This window comes from Cupriavidus plantarum, assembly GCF_905397285.1.
Lineage (GTDB): Bacteria > Pseudomonadota > Gammaproteobacteria > Burkholderiales > Burkholderiaceae > Cupriavidus > Cupriavidus plantarum.
Genome location: NZ_CAJPUX010000005.1, coordinates 205079 through 222825, shown reverse-complemented (window position 1 = coordinate 222825; position 17747 = coordinate 205079). Strand labels below are relative to the sequence as shown.

Sequence of the window (17747 nt, the reverse complement as noted above, 5' to 3'; positions counted from 1 at the left end):
CGGCGACTATGCGCCATTGAAGCCGGCCGAGATGGTGTCATCGGTCGGCTGGCGTTCCACGCGGATATTGTTCTCCACCTCGGTCACGCCGAACGTGTTGTCGGCGATATCCTCGATGTCGTACTTCTGCGCGCGGCGCTCGACGGTGCCGTTCAGCGTCACGACGCCATTGCTGACGTCGACGCTGACGTCGCGTACGTTCACGCCGCTCGCGAACGTGAGCCGTTCACAGATCTCGTCGCGGATGCGCTCGTCGCTGCGTTTGAAGTTGCGCGGGCCCGCGCGGCGCCCGCTCGCGCGATCGCCGAACCGTTCGCCCAGCCGTTCGCCGTAGCGTTCGGCACGGCTGTCGTCCCAGCGGTCGCTGCCCGCGCGATCGGAGGAGCGGTCGTAAGAGCGATCGTAAGAGCGGTCGTAGGAGCGGTCGTAAGCCCGCTCCCCGGCGCGCTCGTAAGCCCGTTCCCCGGCGCGGTCGTCCGACGCGGTGCCGAACCACTCGCCCAGGACCTCGCCGATGCGGTGGCCGAGGTTGTACAGCATGCCGCGGTCTTCATCGGGCTGGAAGTCGCTGCTCTCGAACGCGCGGCGCGCGTCTTCGCGGTAACGGGAGGGGTCACGGGAGGCGCCGCGATCGTCGCTGCCGTAGCCGGGATCCGTCCAATAGCGGCGATCGCTGCGCAGTTCGTCGTAGTGCGTATCGCGGCCGTAGGGACGGTCGTCGTGCGCCATGCTCTGGCGGCGCATCGGCTGCGAACGCGACCGTTCCTGATCGCGGTTGCGGAACATGTGAGGGCGCAGTTCGCCCCAGTCGTCCTCCACCACGTCGGACCATGACGCATCGTCGTCGGCCCACGTTTCCTGGCCGTAGCCACCGTTCATGCCGTAGCGCAGATCGCTGCCCTGACGGCGCGTGGTGGTGTCGCGGATGTCGCCACGGCCGCCCCGATCGCGCCAGTCGCCTCGCGGTTGACGGTCGCCTTGCGTGCCTTCCCACGGCGGATCGCTGTCGTCACGCGCGTCGTTGCGAATTTCGCCGTATGCCCGCCAGGTCGGGTCCTGGCCCGGGCGGTACCGTCCGGTATCGTTCATGCCCATTGCTGATCTCCTGTGGTTGCGGGATGGCCAACGGGCGAGCGCCCGGTGGCCGGCAGGAAGGATGAGCGGCAAGAACCGTACCGCGGGCGCGGCATGTGCGGAAGCGCGCGCTATCCCGCGGCGTGGGGCCGGATGAGCGGCGTTGGCGGCACTCTATGCGCGGAAAGGCTTGGCGAAGTCCCCGCGGCACCCGTGCAAGGATGCCGCACGGCTTGTAAAGACTGCCTGCGGGGGAGGGGGAGGAGACGTGGGGCGGCGCCGGGTGGGATGCTCAGCCGTGCGAGTGCGGGTGCGAGTGGGTCTGCCCGACACCGGCCTGTCCGACGCCGGCCTGGCCGGCCTGCGGCGCCACGCCCGTGATGTCGGCGCTGCAGCTCGGCGACGACTCGTCGTGCTCGTGCGGTTCCAGCGCGCCCGGCACGCGGCAGCTCGACAGGCCGTCCGCGCGAAGCCACGCCACCGTCGCGCTGGCCGCGCGGTCGATCAGCTCGCCGCAGCGCGTGTAATCGTAGGGGGAGACGTCGAGCGGACAGAGCGGCGGCACCACGGCGATATGCGCGTGGTCGCGCCAGCGTTCCAGATCGTGCACGAGCTGGCGCGCCACCAGCAGCGACAGCGCGTTGAGCGCGTGTTCGACGGCGCCGCGCGGCGGCCGGCGTTCCGCGCAGGCGAAGCCAGCGGGCAGCACGACGATGCGCGTCGCGCCCAGGCGGACCGCGGTGGACACCGGCGTGTTGTTCGCCACGCCGCCATCGATCAGCGCGCGGCCATCGACGTTGACGGGCGGGAATACGCCGGGAATCGCGGCGCTCGCGAGTACCGCATCGACGATGCTGCCCGAGGACAGCACGACCTCGTCGCCCGAATGCATGTCCGTGGCGACGACGTGGAGCGGCAGCGATGCGTGCTCGACGCGCGAGTCGCCGAAATGCCGGGACAACAGGCGTTGCAGGCCCAGCGATTCGACCAGGTGGCCACGCTTGCCGCCGAGCATGCCGAACATGCTGCGCCATGACCAGGGCAGGACCTCCGCACGGCGAATGCTACGCCACAGGCCCTCCAGCTTTGCGGTGCCCTCGGCATGGGGATGGCAGGCGAAGTAGGCGCCGTTGATGGCGCCGGCGGACGCGCCGACCACCATATCGGGCTTGACGCCCCAGCCCACGAGTTCGCGCAGCATGCCGACCTCGATGGCTCCCAGGCTACCCCCACCGGCGAATACGAATGCGGTTTTTTCCATGTTCGTTGCGGCGCACCATCGCCCGCATGGCTCTCATGTTTGTCGTTGTGCGACAGCATAGGCCACTTCGGCGTCGCCCAAAAGAGGGAAAAGCCGGGGCGGGCCGCATCCCGCCCGTGACGGGGTGCCTCAGCGGACCGATCGATACATCGACTGACGGCCCCGATGGGTCAGCACCACCTGCCACAACTGCCCCTGCCGCGAGCGGAAGAACGCCGCGCAGACCAGCAGGTAGTACTTCCACATCCGGTAGAAGCGGTCCCCATACTTGTGCTGCAGGGACGGCCACGCGCGGACGAAGTTGTCCCACCACGCCATCAGCGTGCGATCGTAGTCGCGTCCGAAGTTGTGCCAGTCCTCGATCAGGAAGCGGTTCTCGACCGCATCGGCGATCTCGGTGGCCGCGGGCAGCTTGCCGTTGGGGAAGACGTACTTGTCGATCCAGGGATCGGTGCCCGCGCTGCGCACGTCGATGCCGATGGTATGCAGCAGGAAGAGGCCTTCCGGGGCCAGCAGCCGCTGCACGGTATCGAAATACACGGGGTAGTTTTTCGGACCCACATGTTCGAACATGCCAACCGACACGATCTTGTCGAATTTGCCCTGCAGTTCGCGATAGTCCTGCAGGCGCAGGTCGATGGGCAGGCCCTTGCAACGTTCCTGCGCGAGCGCGAGCTGTTCTTTGGAGACCGTGACGCCCGTGACGTGCGCGCCGTAGTGTTCGGCCGCAAAGCGGGCCAGGCCACCCCAGCCGCAGCCGATGTCGAGCAGCGTCTCGCCGGGCTTCAGTTCCAGCTTGCGGCAGATCATGTCCAGCTTGGCGTATTGGGCCTCCTCAAGCGTCGAGGCGTTGGCCCAGTATGCGCACGAGTAGATCATGCGCGAGTCGAGCATCGCTTCGAAGATGTCGTTGCCCGCGTCGTAGTGCTGCTCGCCCACTTGAAACGCGCGGTTGCGCGATTGGAGGTTCATCACGCGGTGGCGCAGATGCTCGAACAGCAGGCGCGCGCGCGCGCGGCCCACGGCGGCGGATTCGATGTTGGTGGTCAGCAGGCGCGTGAAGAGGCCGTCGAGATCGTCGCATTCCCAGTCGCCATCCATGTAGGCCTCGCCAAAACCGAGGGACCAGCTGGTCAGGATGCGGTGATAGAGCCGGGGATTGAGAACGCGGATGTCCCAGGGACGGTCGCCATTGAGGCGGACGTCGGCGTGGGAGAGGATGTCAACGATGACGGAGGGTGGTTCCGTGCTGGCAGCGGACGGCCGCGGAGGCGAGGCCCCATGGCCGGATAACGGTTGCGGCGGAACGCCGGGGACCGGGCCCGGTGGGGTGGCCGAACGATAGTCTGCATGCCCGTTTTGCATCGGAACTTCCTCCCATTTCAAGCGGAAACTAAGCGAAAGACTTAGCGGCGGTGAGCCGAAACTTCGACGACGTGTGGCCGGCGTGCGGCCGCGTCCATTATGCCTCTGTGTTGCAACTTGTGCTTAAAAGTACGTCAGCTTCGTCACGGCCGCAATGTAGACAATGGTATGAACCATGAAAAACGCCCGCATTCCGCCGGGGATCAGCGGAAGCGGGCGGCAGGTCTGCAAAGGGTCGGCAGCTGCTGACGGCATGTCAGCAACGGTTACGAAGGAAACTTTCCGCCGCGGCGGCCGGAAGCGGGCGGCCATAGACGAAGCCCTGTATCTCGTCGCAGTCGAGTCCGGTGAGCCAGTCGCGCTGCGCGCAGGACTCCACGCCTTCGGCCAGCACGGACAGGCCCAGGTTGTGGCCGAGGCTGATCGCGGCCTGCACCACGCTGGCATTGCGCGGATCGTGCGCAATACCCTGGATGAAGGCGCGATCGATCTTCAGGCGGTCGATCGGGAGGCGCGTCAGGTAAGACAGGCTCGAATATCCCGTGCCGAAGTCGTCGATCGCGATGCGTACGCCGAGCGCGCGCAGTTCATTGAGCAATGCGATGACCTTTTCGGCCCGCTCGAGCATCATCCCCTCGGTGATCTCGAGTTCGATGTCGGCCGGCGACACGCCGGTCTCGTCGATGACGCGGCGGACGCCTGCAAGAAATCCTGGATGCTGGAACTGGCGCGGCGAGATGTTGATGGCCACGACGATCGGGCAACGGAACCGTTCGCGCCACGCGCGCGCCTGCGCGCACGCTTCGCGCAGCACCCAGTCGCCGATCGCGATGATCTGCCCGGACTCTTCCGCGAGGGGAATGAAGTCGGACGGCGAGATCGAACGGCCGTCGTGCTGCCACCGCAGCAGGGCCTCGAAGCCCGCCAGCCGCCCGTCGCGCAGTCGTTGCTGCGGTTGATAATGGAGCGTCATCTCGCCGCGTTCGATCGCGTGATTCAGCGCGGCTTCCATCCAGAGCTTTTCCGAACGGATCGATTGCAGGTCGGGGCTGTAGCGTACGTGCGTATCGCCGCCATAGGCCTGCGCGGCCTGTAGCGCGGTGCTCGCGTTGCGGATCAGTTCGCCCGGTCCACCGGCATCGGCCGGGGCCTCGGCGGTACCCAGGCTCATGCTCAGGAACACTTCGCGGCGGTTCAGCACGAATGGCTCCGCCATCGCGGCCTGCACCGCGAAGATCGCGGCCGAGAGGTCGTGATGCGTGCTCTTGCCGACGAACAGCATGCCCAGCTTGACCCCATCGAGCCGGAACGCGTGCCCGCGATGGAGGCGCGACGCCCGCGCGATCCGCTCCGCGCACATCGCCATGAGACGGTCCGCCGAGGCAAGGCCGAGCTCCGCCGCCACGCGCTCGAAGCGGTCGATCGATGCGAGCACTACGCTGTAGGGACCCGTGCGCGCGGCCTGGAGCGCGGCATCGAACGAGCGCATGTTGGGCAGTCCCGTGAGCGGGTCGTGATCGGCCTGATGCACGAGCTTCGCCTCCAGCCGGAAGCGCGCCCGGACGTGGTGCAGCATGAACAGGCCCGTCAGGAACGTGCCGACGATATACACGTGGAACTGCCGCGTGATGGAAGCCAGCCGCTCGCTCGCATCGCCGTCGGTGGCCGTGAGCAGTTCGCGCGCTTCCATCTCCAGCCGGAACAGCAGCAGGGCGCCGGAGAGCACGAGGCCGATGAGGACCGCATAGACGATCGCGCGGTCGTAGCGGCCGAACAGACGGGCCTCGATGCTGAACTTGCGGCCGAGGTGGCGCGCGTCGGCGGGCACCTCCGGCCTGGCATCGGGCGGCAGGTCGCCGCTGGCGTGGGTGGCGTCATTCATGCATCGGATGCGGGATCACCGCGCGTATGGTGGTACCGACGCCGGGGGCGGAGGCGATTTCCAGCGTCCCCCCAAGCATCAGCACGCGTTCCTGTATACCCATGAGGCCGAAGCACCGGGGCCGCTGGACCGACGGGTCGAACCCGACACCGTTGTCTTCCACTTCAAGCACATAGGCGCCAACCCGTTCGCGTCCGCCGGCGTCATCGGCCCGCGGGCCGTCGGCGTGGCGAAAGACCACGCGCACCTCCGTGGCCTGCGCGTGGCGCGCGACGTTGCGCAGCGATTCCTGCGCCACGCGGAAGAACGTCATTTCCGCCTTGTCGCCGAGCTTCACTTCGGGCACGCGGATATCGAGTTCGCACGGTGTTTCCGTGCGCGCAAGAAAATCGGACACCAGCCATTCGAGGCCGGGCAGCACACCCATGTCGAGCACGGCGGGCCGCAGCGAGGCAATGACGTTGCGCACCGACTTGATGGCCGTATCGACCGATCCAATCATCGATACCGTCCGTGCCTGCAGGCCGGGCACCTGCGCGCCGAACTCCGAGCCAACCACGGACAGGTTCATGCGAATGGCCAGCAGGTACTGCGCAAGGTCGTCATGGAGTTCGCGCGCGAGGTGCTTGCGTTCCTCCTCGCGCACGGTCTCGTTGCGGTCCGACAGCCTGCGCAGCAGCTGCCGCGATTCTTCGAGCTGGCGCTCCGTTTCCTTGAGCGCGGTGATATTGCGGCTGATCGCGAGCGCACCGACGGTCTCGCCTTCGGCGTTGCGCTCGGGCACCACGTGCACGGCCAGGTGCACGGGGGCCGCCCCGCTGCCGTGCGCGCGCCAGCGGCTCACGATCTGCCTTGGCGTGCCGGTGCGCATCACGTCGAGGATCATCGCGCGATAGTCTTCCGCGGGAATCTCGCCGGCCCAGCCGTAGTCGATGGGCATGCGGATCGCGGACTCGCCCGGAATGCCGCTATGCCGCGCATGCGCGGGGTTGACGTACAGGCGGTTGCACGCGGTGTCGTAGCGGATGATGCCGTCGGGCAGATTCTCCGCCAGCGAGCGGAATTCCGCCTCGCTCTGGCGCAGCAGTTCCTCGGTCTGGCGCTGCCGCGTGATGTCGACGGTCGTACCGATGTACTCGACGGGCGTGCCGTTTTCCCACTGGATGGGCCGGCCCACGCCGCGCACGTACCGGATGGCCCGGTTCGGCAGCCGGATGCGGTATTCGCATTCGAAGCCGCGATGCGCCTGGACAGCGCGGCTGACCACGTCGCGCAGGCGTTCGAGGTCTTCCTCGTGAATGCGCTCGAAGATCGCGTCGCGCGCGGGTGTCTCGAACCCTGGATAGAAGCCGAAGATCCGGAAATTCTCGTCGGACCACGTGAGCTTGCCGTCGGACAGGCTCCAGCGCCAGCTGCCCGTGCGGCTGATCTTCTGAGCCTCGCGCAGGAATGCCTCGCTCCAGCGCAGCCGCTCGTTGAGCGTCTCCCGCTGCGCGCTCTTACGCTCGAGCGCCTCGTTCACGCGGGTCAGGCGCTCGTTGGTTTCCAGCAGATTCTCGTTCGCGGTCTTCAACTCGCTCACGGCGCGATGATGCGACGCGCACAGCCGGATGACGCAGGACGCGGCCACGACGAATGCGGCGAGTCGCGGCAGTTCGGCGAGATGCGCGCCGAACAGGTGCATCTGGCCCACGTAGAAGTAATCGAACGCGCCCACGGAGAGCAGCAGGGCAAACATGCCCGCGAGCGTCCCGCCATACCAGGAGGCGAACAACACGGAGAGCAGCAGCAGCGATGCGGCCGGCGGCTCGCTGCGCGTGGCCACGGCCGCGAGCAGCGTCAGCGCGGTGGCCACCGAGGCGGCCGCGAGCGCGAACGCGCGCGGCATGTCGCGCAGCGGCGGCGTCGAGACGTTGGCTAGCATCTGGAACGTCATGGGCTAGCGCACAAGTCCGTGGTTGACCGCGTAGCGCACGAGCTCGGAGTTGTTGCTGATGCCGAGCTTCTTCATCAGCCGCATCTTGTGCGTGCTGATGGTCTTGGCGCTGAGCGCATAGGCTTCCGCGATGTCGTTGATGCTGCGGCCGCCCGCGAGCTGCTGCAGTACCTGGAATTCGCGGTCGGACAGCAGGCGATGGGGTGGCGCGTCTTCGCCGTTGGCGTCGAAGATCATGGCATCGACGAGCGACGGGTCGATGAACTTGCCGCCGGCCGCCACCTTGCGAATGCCGGCCAGCAGCACGCCCGGATCGCTGTCCTTGGTCATGTACCCCGTGGCGCCCGCACGCAGCGCGCGGGACGCGAACTGGCCCTCGTTGTGCATCGTGAGCACGAGAATGCCGAGCGAAGCGTGCTCGGTGCGCACCCGGCGAATCAGATCCGTTCCCGAGATGCCCGGCATCGACAGATCCAGCAGCAGCACGTCGGGCACCGCCTCGCGCAAGCGCGCGAGCACCTCCACACCGTCGGCGGCTTCCGCTTGCACGACGATATCGGACGTGGTGGCAATGATTTGCCGAAGGCCACTGCGCACGATGGCGTGGTCGTCGGCAATGACGATCTTGATCATCGGATTCCCGGGATTCCGCACCTAGATAACACGGTGCGAATGGATTGCGGATTTTCGCAGACGCACGGCTTTACAGACAATGTTCATTAGCTATCGCTGGCATTGAAAAATTCAATGTGATTTTGCGAGGGCGAAAAGCCGGAACGCACGGAATGTATTCGCGCGTATCCAGATCCCGCCATGCCGATTATTTCTCGGCTTGCCCCGTCATGGCGCGCGCAAGCGCTTGCGTATTGCAAGGATGCACGGTCACGTTCAGGGTTTTCCGGTAATGCGCGGGGGCAGTGCGACAAATATCCAATACAACGCGATATGCGGTCCGGCTGGAGAAATTCCACGCCGGCGGGGCATGCGATTGCGTAGAAATTAATCGCAGCAGTGGAGGCGCGATTCTCACATGGGCGCGCGTATCCGCCATATCGGGATATCCGGTTTTGCGTGTAGGAAAATCCTTACCGTCGATCGCATAGCGATACAAAGGTCCGGTAGATACGCAATTAACGGCCATGAGTGCCGCGCGTCCGCATTCCGCGGTTGAGCAGGAATAAGTGCCTCTTGCGGCATATTTGGGCGGAATTGTTGCGCGTGCACATTCTTGAAGTGCGATTCCACCGCAGGAGGGCTACTATCTTCGGGTTGCGTCGATTCCGCGCAGCATCTTTCAACTTTCGTGACGCTTGCACTGACGGGCGCGCGCGCATCCTTGTCAGGGGGAAGCATGGAGATCACGCAGGACGATCGGGATACGGTCGGCAGCACGGTGGATAACCCCGAAGCACAGGACGTCGCACTGGACGCGGGCCCGCGCGCGGATACGGAGCCGGTTTCCGGGCTCGAATCGCCGTTCTCGGTATTCACGACGCGCCGTCATCAGATGTTCCCCACGCTGACACCGGCCGAGGTCGAGCGGGTCCGCCGCTTCGGCACCGAACATTCGTGGCGCAAGGACGAGATGCTGTTCACCATCGGCGAGAAGGGCCGGGGCATGCATCTGATCCTGTCGGGCAAGGTACAGATCATCCATCGCGACGGCCTGGGCCGCCGCATTCCGATCATCGACGAAGGGCCCGGCCAGTTCCTCGCGGAAGTGGGCCAGTTGAGCGGCCGTCCGACGCTTGTGGATGCGCTCGCGCTCGAAGACACGACGGTACTCGTGGTGCCGCCGGACCGCCTGCGCGCGCTGCTCGTGGCGGAGGCGGATCTCGGCGAGCGCATCATGCGTTCGATGATCCTGCGCCGCGTGGGGCTGATCGAGAACGGCAGCGGTCCCGTGCTCGTCGGCCGCGGCACCGAGCCGTTGCTGCTGGCGCTGCAGGCGTTCCTGCGCCGCAATGGTTATCCGCACAAGGTCGTCGACGTGGAAGTGGACCGCGACGCGATCGGCCTGCTCGATGTCAGCAACGCGCCGCAGAGCGATTTCCCGATGGTGATCTGTCCGGACGGCAGCGTGCTGCGCGCGCCGGACGAAGGTCAGCTCGCATCGTGTCTCGGCATCGTGCCGACTTTCGCGGAGGACCATGTCTACGACGTGATCGTGGTGGGTGCGGGCCCGGCGGGTCTGGCCACCGCGGTGTACGCGGCGTCGGAAGGCTTGTCTGTTGCGGTGATCGACTGCCGCTCGCCGGGCGGGCAGGCGGGCGCCAGCGCGCGTATCGAAAACTACCTCGGATTCCCGACCGGCATCTCGGGCCAGGCCCTCGCGGGCCGCGCCTTCGTGCAGGCGCAGAAGTTCGGCGCGCACGTGGCGATTCCGCTCGAAGTCAAGGCGCTCCATTGCGGCGACAGCCCGATCCAGATCGAACTCAAGGATGGCCGCCGCGTGCCCGCGCGTACGGTCGTCATCGCGAGCGGCGCGCAATACCGGCGCGCGGATATCGAATCGCTGGAACAGTATGAAGGCCGCGGCGTCTACTACTGGGCGTCTCCGGTCGAGGCCAAGCTATGCAAGGACGAGCACGCGATGCTCGTCGGCGGCGGCAATTCGGCGGGGCAGGCCGCGGTGTTCCTCGCTTCGCACGCGGCGGAGGTGCATATCCTCGTGCGCGGAGAAGGCCTCGAGGCCACGATGTCGCGCTATCTGATCGATCGCCTCAAGAGCCTGCCCAACGTGCACTTGCATACCCATTCGCAGATCACCGCGATGGAAGGCGAGGGATGGCTCGAGTCCGTGCGCTATCGCGACCGCACCAAGGGCGGGGAAACGATTACCAAGCCCGTGCGCCACGTGTTCCTGTTCATCGGCGCCGCACCGAATACCGAGTGGCTGCGCGCGTGCAACGTCAAGACGGACGAGAAAGGCTTTGTGCTCACGGGCACGGCCGCGCGCAAGAAGTGCCAGATGGGCGAGGACGGCGGCATCTATACGCTGGAGACGAGCGTACCGGGCGTATTCGCGATCGGCGATGTGCGGTCGGGGTCGACCAAGCGCGTCGCGGCCGCGGTGGGTGAGGGTGCGGCGGTGGTCGCGCAGATCCACAGCTTTCTCGCGGAAGCCGAGCGCCGGGAGGCGCTGAATACCGTCGCCTGAGGGGCCGGACGCGCAGGCGCAAGCAAGGGCAAGGGGACGCCGCGGCATCCGCCTTGCCCTTGTTCGTTTGCGATGCTCAGTGGTTCGCGTTCGCTCAGTGGTTCGCGTTCGTATTGGCGGCCAGCAGGTCCGACATGTCGTCGGCGTGCTCTTCCTCCACGGCGAGAATCTCTTCCATCATCCGTCGCGTGGTCGGGTCCTTGTCGCCGAGGTACTGCACGATCTCGCGATACGAGTCGATCGCGATACGTTCGGCCACCAGGTTTTCCTTGATCATGTCGGCCAGCGACGTGCCTTCGACATACTCCGCGTGGCTGCGCGTGAGGAGACCGTCAGGCGAGAAGTTCGGCTCGCCGCCGAGCTGCACGATGCGCTCGGCGATCTGGTCCGCGTGCCCCTGCTCCTCGTTCGAATGTTCGAGGAATTCGGCGGCCACGCTCTTCGAGGTCGGGCCCTTCGCCATGAAGTAATGGCGGCGATAGCGCAGCGTGCAAACGATTTCCGTCGCCAGCGCGTCGTTGAGCAGGTTGATCACCGTCGTACGCTCCGCATCGTAACCGGCCGTCACGGCGCCTTCGTCGATGTGCTTGCGGGCGCGCTCTCGCAGAGTCTTGATATCCGTCAGGAACGGTTGGTCGGCCATGGCTGCTCCTTGATTGTGGGGTTTTGATAAGCAACCTGCCTAGAACGCAGAATGCATGCCAATCCGGAAACCGCGATTTCTCGGCGGTATGCGCGCCATCGTTGGCGTTTTTACATGGTCGTGTTGCAAGGGTTTCTTTTTTGCCAACATGCCCAGCGCTTGTGCGCGATTCCCTAAAACGGAACGGCCGTCGGTACCCCCGAATTTCGTCTTGCCGCGCGCGACGTGCGCACGATGACCCGGTCAAACGCGCAACCCGCATGCGCATTGGCATTGCGCGTGGCAGGCCGCATCGACGCGCGTCGCCCCGATCATGCACCACAGAACATTATTGCGTGCATGGTATCCACGACAGAACTTTGGTAAGCACCGAGCGGAATCTTCGCAGCGATGACGGCCTTCGACGGGCGTTGTTCGCAAGCACGTTTCCCGGCTTTCTCTTTACGCTGTATTTCAGCGGGCCACGGTCCCCATGCCTCATCGCCGTGCACGCGTCCTGTCCACGCCAAAGGAAAGAAGGGAACGATCATGATCACTGCACTCCGCCGTACCTTTAGCCACCGTGCGCGCCACCGCCCGCTCCACCTCCATACGGCCGCGCTGTCCTGTCTCGCAGCGTTGTCGTGTCTCGCCGTGGCCTCACACGACGCGCATGCGGAGGGTTTCCCGACGAAACCCGTCGTGCTGGTCGTGCCGTTTCCCGCAGGCGGCGCCGTCGACATCATCGGCCGCGTCGTCGGCAAGCCGCTGGGCGAGGCGCTGGGCCAGCCCGTGGTGATCGAGAACCGCGCCGGCGCGGGGACCATCGTGGGCGCAAGCTATGTCTCCAAGGCCGCTCCCGATGGCTACACGCTGCTCATCAGTTCGGGGTCGACGTTCACCGTCAATCCGGCCATCAAGCAGAACCTGCCCTACGACCCAGTCAAGAGCTTCGAGCCCGTGGGGCAGGTCACGCGCGTACCGCTGATTCTCGTCGCCAATCGCGCGGTGCCGGTAGACAATCTCAAGCAGATGGTCAGCGCGGTCAATGCGGCGCCGGGCAAGTACGTCTATGGCTCGTTCGGTACGGGCACGACCGGGCATTTCGCGGGCGAGATGCTGCTCAATGCAACGGGCATGAAGCTGCAGCACATCCCGTACAAGGGCAGCGCGCCCGCCATCGCCGACCTGATCGGCGGGCAGATTCCGTTCTCGCTCGATACGGTGGCCGCATCGCTACCGCATATCCGCAGTGGCAAGCTCAAGGCGATTGCCGTCATGGGCAATGCGCGCGCATCGCTGCTGCCCGATGTGCCCACGGTGGCGGAGTCCGGCTACCCGGGCTTCGACGCCGATGCATGGGTGACGATTGCCGCGCCGCGCGGATTGCCGGCCGACGTCAAGGCGAAGCTCGAGAGCGCGGTCGCGAAGGTCATGACCGACCCCGAGGTCAAGCAGAAGCTGCTTGCCAACGGGCTTGAGCCGAAATATGCGCCGGCCAGCCAGGTCGCGGCCACCATCGACAGGGAACTGCCCCGCATGCGCATGATCGCGCAGCGGGCCGGCATCCAGGACGACTGATGCGGCGGCACCGGCCGGGACGACGCCCCCTCCCGCAGCCTGCCTGCAGCGGAAGGGGGCGTGCCCACCGGGACGCCGCTGGCGCGTCTATGCAGCCATCGCGGGCACCGGGGCCCCCGCGGCGGGCATCGCGTACAGCAGGGGCGCCATCGCGGCGTCGATACTCGCGCGTTGCGCTTCGCTCGTCATCGATTCCAGCAGCTTCACGAACCGCGGCTCGAGCATGCCCGACACGAAGTAGGTCCAGCGGTACGCCTTCAGTACGATGTGCTCGACCTCCGCCGCATGCGGGGCATCGTGGCGACCGCGAATCGCGCCCATGAAATACGCGGTATCGGCCGCCGCCTGCTGCTGGAGAATCGCGTCGAGCGCACCGACGATCTGGATCATGTCGGCCACGCCGGCCGTCCGCTCCTCGTCGGACAGCCGCGCGTCCTCGCGCGCCCACTCGAGCTCGTCGAGAATCGCGTGCTGCGATTCCTCGCGCCAGTGGAACATGAAGATGTCCTTGAACAGGTCCGACAGGTTCGGCGACGTGCCGATGCTCGCGCGATAGTGCGCCTGCGACACGAGTTCGATGTGGCAGGTCAGCGCGAGCACGGCCCACGTGTGCTTGCCCAGTACGAACCCGGCGACCTCGTTCGCGTCCGGCACGAATCGATAGCCTTCGGGCATGCCTTCCGCGGCCAGCAGTTCGACCCGGCGAAACAATTCCTGATGCTTGAGTTCCTCGTCGGTGAAGCGCACCAGCGCCTCGAGTGCCACCTGATCGCCAAACCAGTGATCGCGCGAGATGTCGAGCACCTTGGCGCCGACGAAACGCTCGACCAGGCGGAACATGTTCGCGTACGTGCGGCCCTGCACCTGACTCAGGAAACGCTGCTCCGCAGCGGAGAGGAACGGCAGCTCGTTGACGAGCGAGAGGCCGTCAGGCAGAAATTTGTGAGCCAGATCGAACTTGCGCTGACGAATGACGTCCTGGTCGATATCCCAGCGAATGCGCCGCGAGGCGGCGATACAGCGGGCGTAGCGTTGTGTGTCGGTTGACATCGATGCGACTTCCATTTGCGGGACTCCGGTAGTGATAGGACGTCCGTGCGGGACCGTGCAGGACGTACCGCAATGATTCCAGCGGGCACGCCGCGGCACATGAGGCCGGTGTCCCGGATGCCGAGAATTCGACGGCAAAATGTCGCCGCAATCCGGGACGACGGCCCCGCTTCCGTTTGCTAATCTGGTTAGGTCAGTTGAAGCGCCTCCCGCAACCTGCCAGCGAAGCCGCCCGCATGCCGACGCTCAAGCAGCAGATCCGCCTGTGCACCAGCCTGGACGGTGTAAGGCTCGCATACGCCATATCCGGTAGCGGCCCGCCCTTGGTGAAGGCCGCTAACTGGATGAGCCACCTCGAGTTCGACGTGGCCAGCCCAGTGTGGAGCCACATGATGTGCGCCCTCTCCGAGGACCACACGTTCGTGCGTTACGACGAGCGCGGCTGTGGGCTGTCCGATCGCCACGTCGACGACCTCTCGTTTCATGCGTGGCTGCGCGATCTCGAGACGATCGTCGATGCGACCGGTGTCGATCATTTCCCATTGCTGGGTATCTCGCAGGGCGCCTCCATCGCCGTCGCGTATGCCGTCAAGCATCCGCATCGCGTGACCCATCTGATCCTGCACGGCGGCTATGCACGCGGCCGGCTCAAGCGGAATCCCACACCCGAGATGCGAGAGGAGGCCGAACTGATGACGCGCCTCGCCGAACTGGGATGGGGGCAGGAGAACCCCGCGTTCCGCCAATTCTTCACCACGCAGTTCATTCCCGGCGGTACCGCCGCGCAGCATCGCTGGTTCAACGAGCTCGAGCGCGTTTCCACGTCACCGCGCAATGCGGCGCGCTTCATGCGCATCTTCAACGACATCGACGTGGTGGAGCTGTTGCCGCAGGTCACGTGTCCGACGCTGGTCCTGCATGCGGTACGCGACGCGCGCGTGCCGTTCGACGAAGGCCGGCTCATCGCCAGCCTGATTCCCCACGCGCACTTCGTGCCGCTCGAGAGTGGCAATCATCTGCTGCTGGAAGACGAGCCCGCATGGGACAAGTGGCTCGAGGAAGTCCGCGCGTTTCTCCCCGCATGCGGTGCGATCGACGACCCCGCGTTCCTGACGCTCACCCGGCGCGAGCGCGACGTGGTGGTGCTGATCGCACAGGGCCGCGACAACGCGCAGATCGCCGCGCATCTGGGGCTGTGTGAAAAAACCGTGCGCAACCACATCACCAACATATTTTCGAAGCTCGAGGTGGAGAACCGCGCGCAGGCCATCGTGCTGGCGCGCGAGGCCGGCTACGACGGCCGCCGCGCATGAGCCGTAAGACTTCATACGAAAGGATTCCCATGACGACTTCTTCCCCAACCGGCCAGGATGCCCCGCAGGTGGACCTGGCCGCGCTCAAGGGCCGCCAGCAGGCGGCGTGGGCCAGCGGCGACTATGCGGTGGTCGGTACGACGCTGCAGCTCGTTGGCGAACTGCTCGCGGAAGCATGCGACCTGCGATACGACGAGACCGTGCTCGACGTGGCGGCGGGCAATGGCAACGCGACGCTCGCGGCCGCGCGCCGCGGATGCAAGGTGACCTCGACCGATTACGTCGGCGCGCTGCTGGAACGCGGTGCAGAGCGCGCGCGGGCGGAGCGGTTCGACGTGACGTTCCAGGAGGCCGATGCCGAGGCGCTGCCGTTCGGCGATGCGAGCTTCGACGCCGTACTATCGACGTTCGGCGTCATGTTCGCGCCTGACCAGCCCAAATGCGCGGCCGAGATGATGCGCGTCTGCCGCCGCGGCGGCCGCATCGGCATGGCCAACTGGACGCCGCAGGGTTTCATCGGCCAGATGTTCAAGACGCTGGGCGCGTATGTGCCGCCGCCTCCCGGTGTTTCGCCACCGTCGAAGTGGGGCGTCGAGGAGCATTTGCACACGCTGTTCGACCCGCATGGCGCCGCCATCGCGGTCACGCCGCGCAAGTTCCGGTTCCGTTATCGCTCGCCGGCGCATTTCATCGATGTCTTCCGGCAATGGTACGGGCCCGTGCACAAGGCCTTTGCCGCGCTGCCGCCCGACCGGGCGGACGGTCTCGCGCGAGACCTGACGGACCTCATGAACAGCCTCAATACAGCGGGTAAGGACTCCCTCGTGATCCCGAGCGAGTATCTCGAGGTCGTGGTGACGAAGCGGTAGCCGGGTCCGTATCGCGCCGCGAGGCAGGAAGTTCTTGACATACAGATCTGTCTACATAGAATGGTAGACAGATCTGTCTCATTCGCAGCACCATGCGGTAACCCGCACCCATCCCAAAGGAGCCCTGTCATGTCGAACCAGCCCGAAGTCCGTCCTCCCGTCCCGCCGTTCACCCTCGAATCCGCCATTGCCAAGGTCCGCGGGGCCGAAGATGGATGGAACACACGCGACCCGCAGCGTGTGTCGCTGGCCTATACGGTGGACAGCGCCTGGCGTAACCGCGCCGAATTCGCGAACGGCCGCGAGGAGATCGTGGCGTTCCTGACGCGCAAGTGGAACAAGGAACTGGACTACCGCCTGATCAAGGAGCTATGGGCGTACGGAGGCAATCGCATCGCGGTACGCTACGCCTACGAGTGGCATGACGACTCGAACCACTGGTACCGGTCGTATGGCAACGAGAACTGGGAGTTCGACGAGAACGGCCTGATGCAGCGTCGTTTCGCCTGCATCAACGACATGCCCATCAAGGAATCCGATCGCAAGTTCTTCTGGCCGCTCGGGCGTCGTCCCGACGACCATCCCGGCCTGAGCGACCTCGGTCTCTGAGCGGGCGAGCGGTTGAGAGGGACGGCGCTGCCGTCCTTTTTCCTGTCGCGCCGATGGACGTTGCCTATCGGTGTTGCATAGTCAGGATTAATCGATTGGGTTGAAACGATGAATTGTACAGATCACGTCGCTTCCCGGAGAATCCGTTCCATCGCTGCACGACATGCGAAACCAACCAAACCAAGGAGTAAGACCGATGCTGCAACCCCGTGAAGGCCAACGCGTACCCAACGTGACTTTCCGCGTTCGCGAGAACAACGAATGGAAGAACGTCACCACTGCCGAGCTGTTCGAAGGCAAGAATGTGGTGCTGTTCTCGCTGCCGGGCGCCTTTACGCCGACGTGCTCGTCCACCCACTTGCCGCGCTACAACGAACTGGCGCCGGTGTTCGCCAAGCATGGTGTCGATGCCATCCTGTGCGTGTCGGTCAACGATACCTTCGTGATGAACGAGTGGGCCAAGGATCAGGAGTCCGCGAACATCACGATGATCCCCGACGGCAATGGCGAGTTCACCGATGGCATGGGCATGCTGGTGGACAAGGCCGACCTGGGCTTCGGCAAGCGCAGCTGGCGCTATTCGATGTACGTGAAGAACGGCATCGTGGACAAGATGTTCATCGAGCCGGAAGAGCCGGGCGACCCGTTCAAGGTCTCGGACGCCGACACGATGCTGGCCCACGTCGCGCCGAACGCGACCAAGCCGGACCAGGTGGTCGTGTTCTCGAAGGTCGGCTGTTCGTTCTGTGCCAAGGCCAAGCAACTTTTGAGCGACAACGGCTACGAGTACATCGACGTGCCGCTGGAGCACAAGGTCCGCGGCAAGGTGCTGGGCGCGATTTCCGGCAACATGACCGCACCGCAGGTGTTCATCAACGGTCAGCTGATCGGCGGTGCGGAAGCCGTCGAAGCGTACCTGAAGAAGGCCGCCTGATCCGCCGCCAACCCAGCGCCCGCTAACCGCGCCAACCCCCGCAGTACCGCCAGCGTGGTCCGGCAGCCGCCGGACCCGATGGCCCCGTTTT

General features: G+C 65.5%; 14 protein-coding genes. 6 read left to right on the top strand and 8 right to left on the bottom strand.

The window, feature by feature from the left end:
* Nucleotides 1–6: 6 nt before the first annotated feature.
* The 6 genes from KHP16_RS21030 to KHP16_RS21005 form a co-directional block, all read right to left on the bottom strand.
* Nucleotides 7–1089, bottom strand: a complete 1083-nt coding sequence (locus KHP16_RS21030; protein WP_211961052.1) for a BON domain-containing protein — start codon at nt 1087–1089, stop codon at nt 7–9.
* Nucleotides 1090–1366: 277 nt separating this feature from the next.
* Nucleotides 1367–2335, bottom strand: coding sequence for a patatin-like phospholipase family protein (locus tag KHP16_RS21025; protein ID WP_211961051.1), 969 nt, complete (start codon nt 2333–2335; stop codon nt 1367–1369).
* 129 nt (nt 2336–2464) lie between these two features.
* On the bottom strand, nt 2465–3700 hold the full coding sequence (gene cfa / locus KHP16_RS21020; RefSeq protein ID WP_179594223.1) for a cyclopropane fatty acyl phospholipid synthase: 1236 nt from the start codon (nt 3698–3700) through the stop codon (nt 2465–2467).
* 256 nt (nt 3701–3956) lie between these two features.
* Nucleotides 3957–5582, bottom strand: a complete 1626-nt coding sequence (locus KHP16_RS21015; protein ID WP_109583979.1) for a putative bifunctional diguanylate cyclase/phosphodiesterase — start codon at nt 5580–5582, stop codon at nt 3957–3959.
* Complete coding sequence (locus KHP16_RS21010; protein WP_211961050.1) at nt 5575–7518, bottom strand: PAS domain S-box protein; 1944 nt, start codon at nt 7516–7518, stop codon at nt 5575–5577. The genes KHP16_RS21015 and KHP16_RS21010 overlap by 8 nt, the downstream gene beginning before the upstream one ends.
* A gap of 3 nt (nt 7519–7521) precedes the next feature.
* The gene (locus KHP16_RS21005) at nt 7522–8151 is read right to left on the bottom strand and encodes a response regulator (RefSeq protein ID WP_109583981.1); all 630 of its coding nucleotides are present in this window, start codon (nt 8149–8151) and stop codon (nt 7522–7524) included.
* A 718-nt stretch (nt 8152–8869) separates the two neighbouring features.
* Here KHP16_RS21005 and KHP16_RS21000 point away from each other — a divergent pair.
* Nucleotides 8870–10678 (top strand): FAD-dependent oxidoreductase, encoded by a 1809-nt coding sequence (locus KHP16_RS21000; protein ID WP_109583982.1) that lies wholly within the window; start codon nt 8870–8872, stop codon nt 10676–10678.
* 94 nt (nt 10679–10772) lie between these two features.
* Here the strand turns inward: KHP16_RS21000 and KHP16_RS20995 are convergent, their stop codons facing one another.
* Nucleotides 10773–11321 (bottom strand): ferritin-like domain-containing protein, encoded by a 549-nt coding sequence (locus KHP16_RS20995; RefSeq protein ID WP_109583983.1) that lies wholly within the window; start codon nt 11319–11321, stop codon nt 10773–10775.
* Between the two features lie 528 nt (nt 11322–11849).
* On the opposite strand from KHP16_RS20995, the gene KHP16_RS20990 reads away from it, so the two are divergent.
* The gene (locus KHP16_RS20990) at nt 11850–12881 is read left to right on the top strand and encodes a Bug family tripartite tricarboxylate transporter substrate binding protein (protein WP_179594225.1); all 1032 of its coding nucleotides are present in this window, start codon (nt 11850–11852) and stop codon (nt 12879–12881) included.
* An 87-nt stretch (nt 12882–12968) separates the two neighbouring features.
* Here KHP16_RS20990 and KHP16_RS20985 read toward each other — a convergent pair whose 3' ends face one another.
* A complete protein-coding gene (locus KHP16_RS20985) occupies nt 12969–13931 on the bottom strand; it encodes a hypothetical protein (protein ID WP_310794126.1) in 963 nt (320 codons plus the stop codon).
* 236 nt (nt 13932–14167) lie between these two features.
* Between KHP16_RS20985 and KHP16_RS20980 the strand changes: the two genes are divergently transcribed.
* From KHP16_RS20980 to KHP16_RS20965, 4 genes are all read left to right on the top strand, one after another.
* Entirely contained in the window at nt 14168–15244 is a 1077-nt protein-coding gene (locus tag KHP16_RS20980) for an alpha/beta fold hydrolase (protein WP_211961049.1), read from the top strand.
* 29 nt (nt 15245–15273) lie between these two features.
* A complete protein-coding gene (locus KHP16_RS20975) occupies nt 15274–16113 on the top strand; it encodes a class I SAM-dependent methyltransferase (RefSeq protein WP_211961048.1) in 840 nt (279 codons plus the stop codon).
* A gap of 129 nt (nt 16114–16242) precedes the next feature.
* The gene (locus tag KHP16_RS20970; RefSeq protein WP_109583988.1) at nt 16243–16722 is read left to right on the top strand and encodes a nuclear transport factor 2 family protein; all 480 of its coding nucleotides are present in this window, start codon (nt 16243–16245) and stop codon (nt 16720–16722) included.
* A 196-nt stretch (nt 16723–16918) separates the two neighbouring features.
* Complete coding sequence (locus KHP16_RS20965; RefSeq protein WP_109583989.1) at nt 16919–17656, top strand: glutathione peroxidase; 738 nt, start codon at nt 16919–16921, stop codon at nt 17654–17656.
* Nucleotides 17657–17747 lie beyond the last annotated feature (91 nt).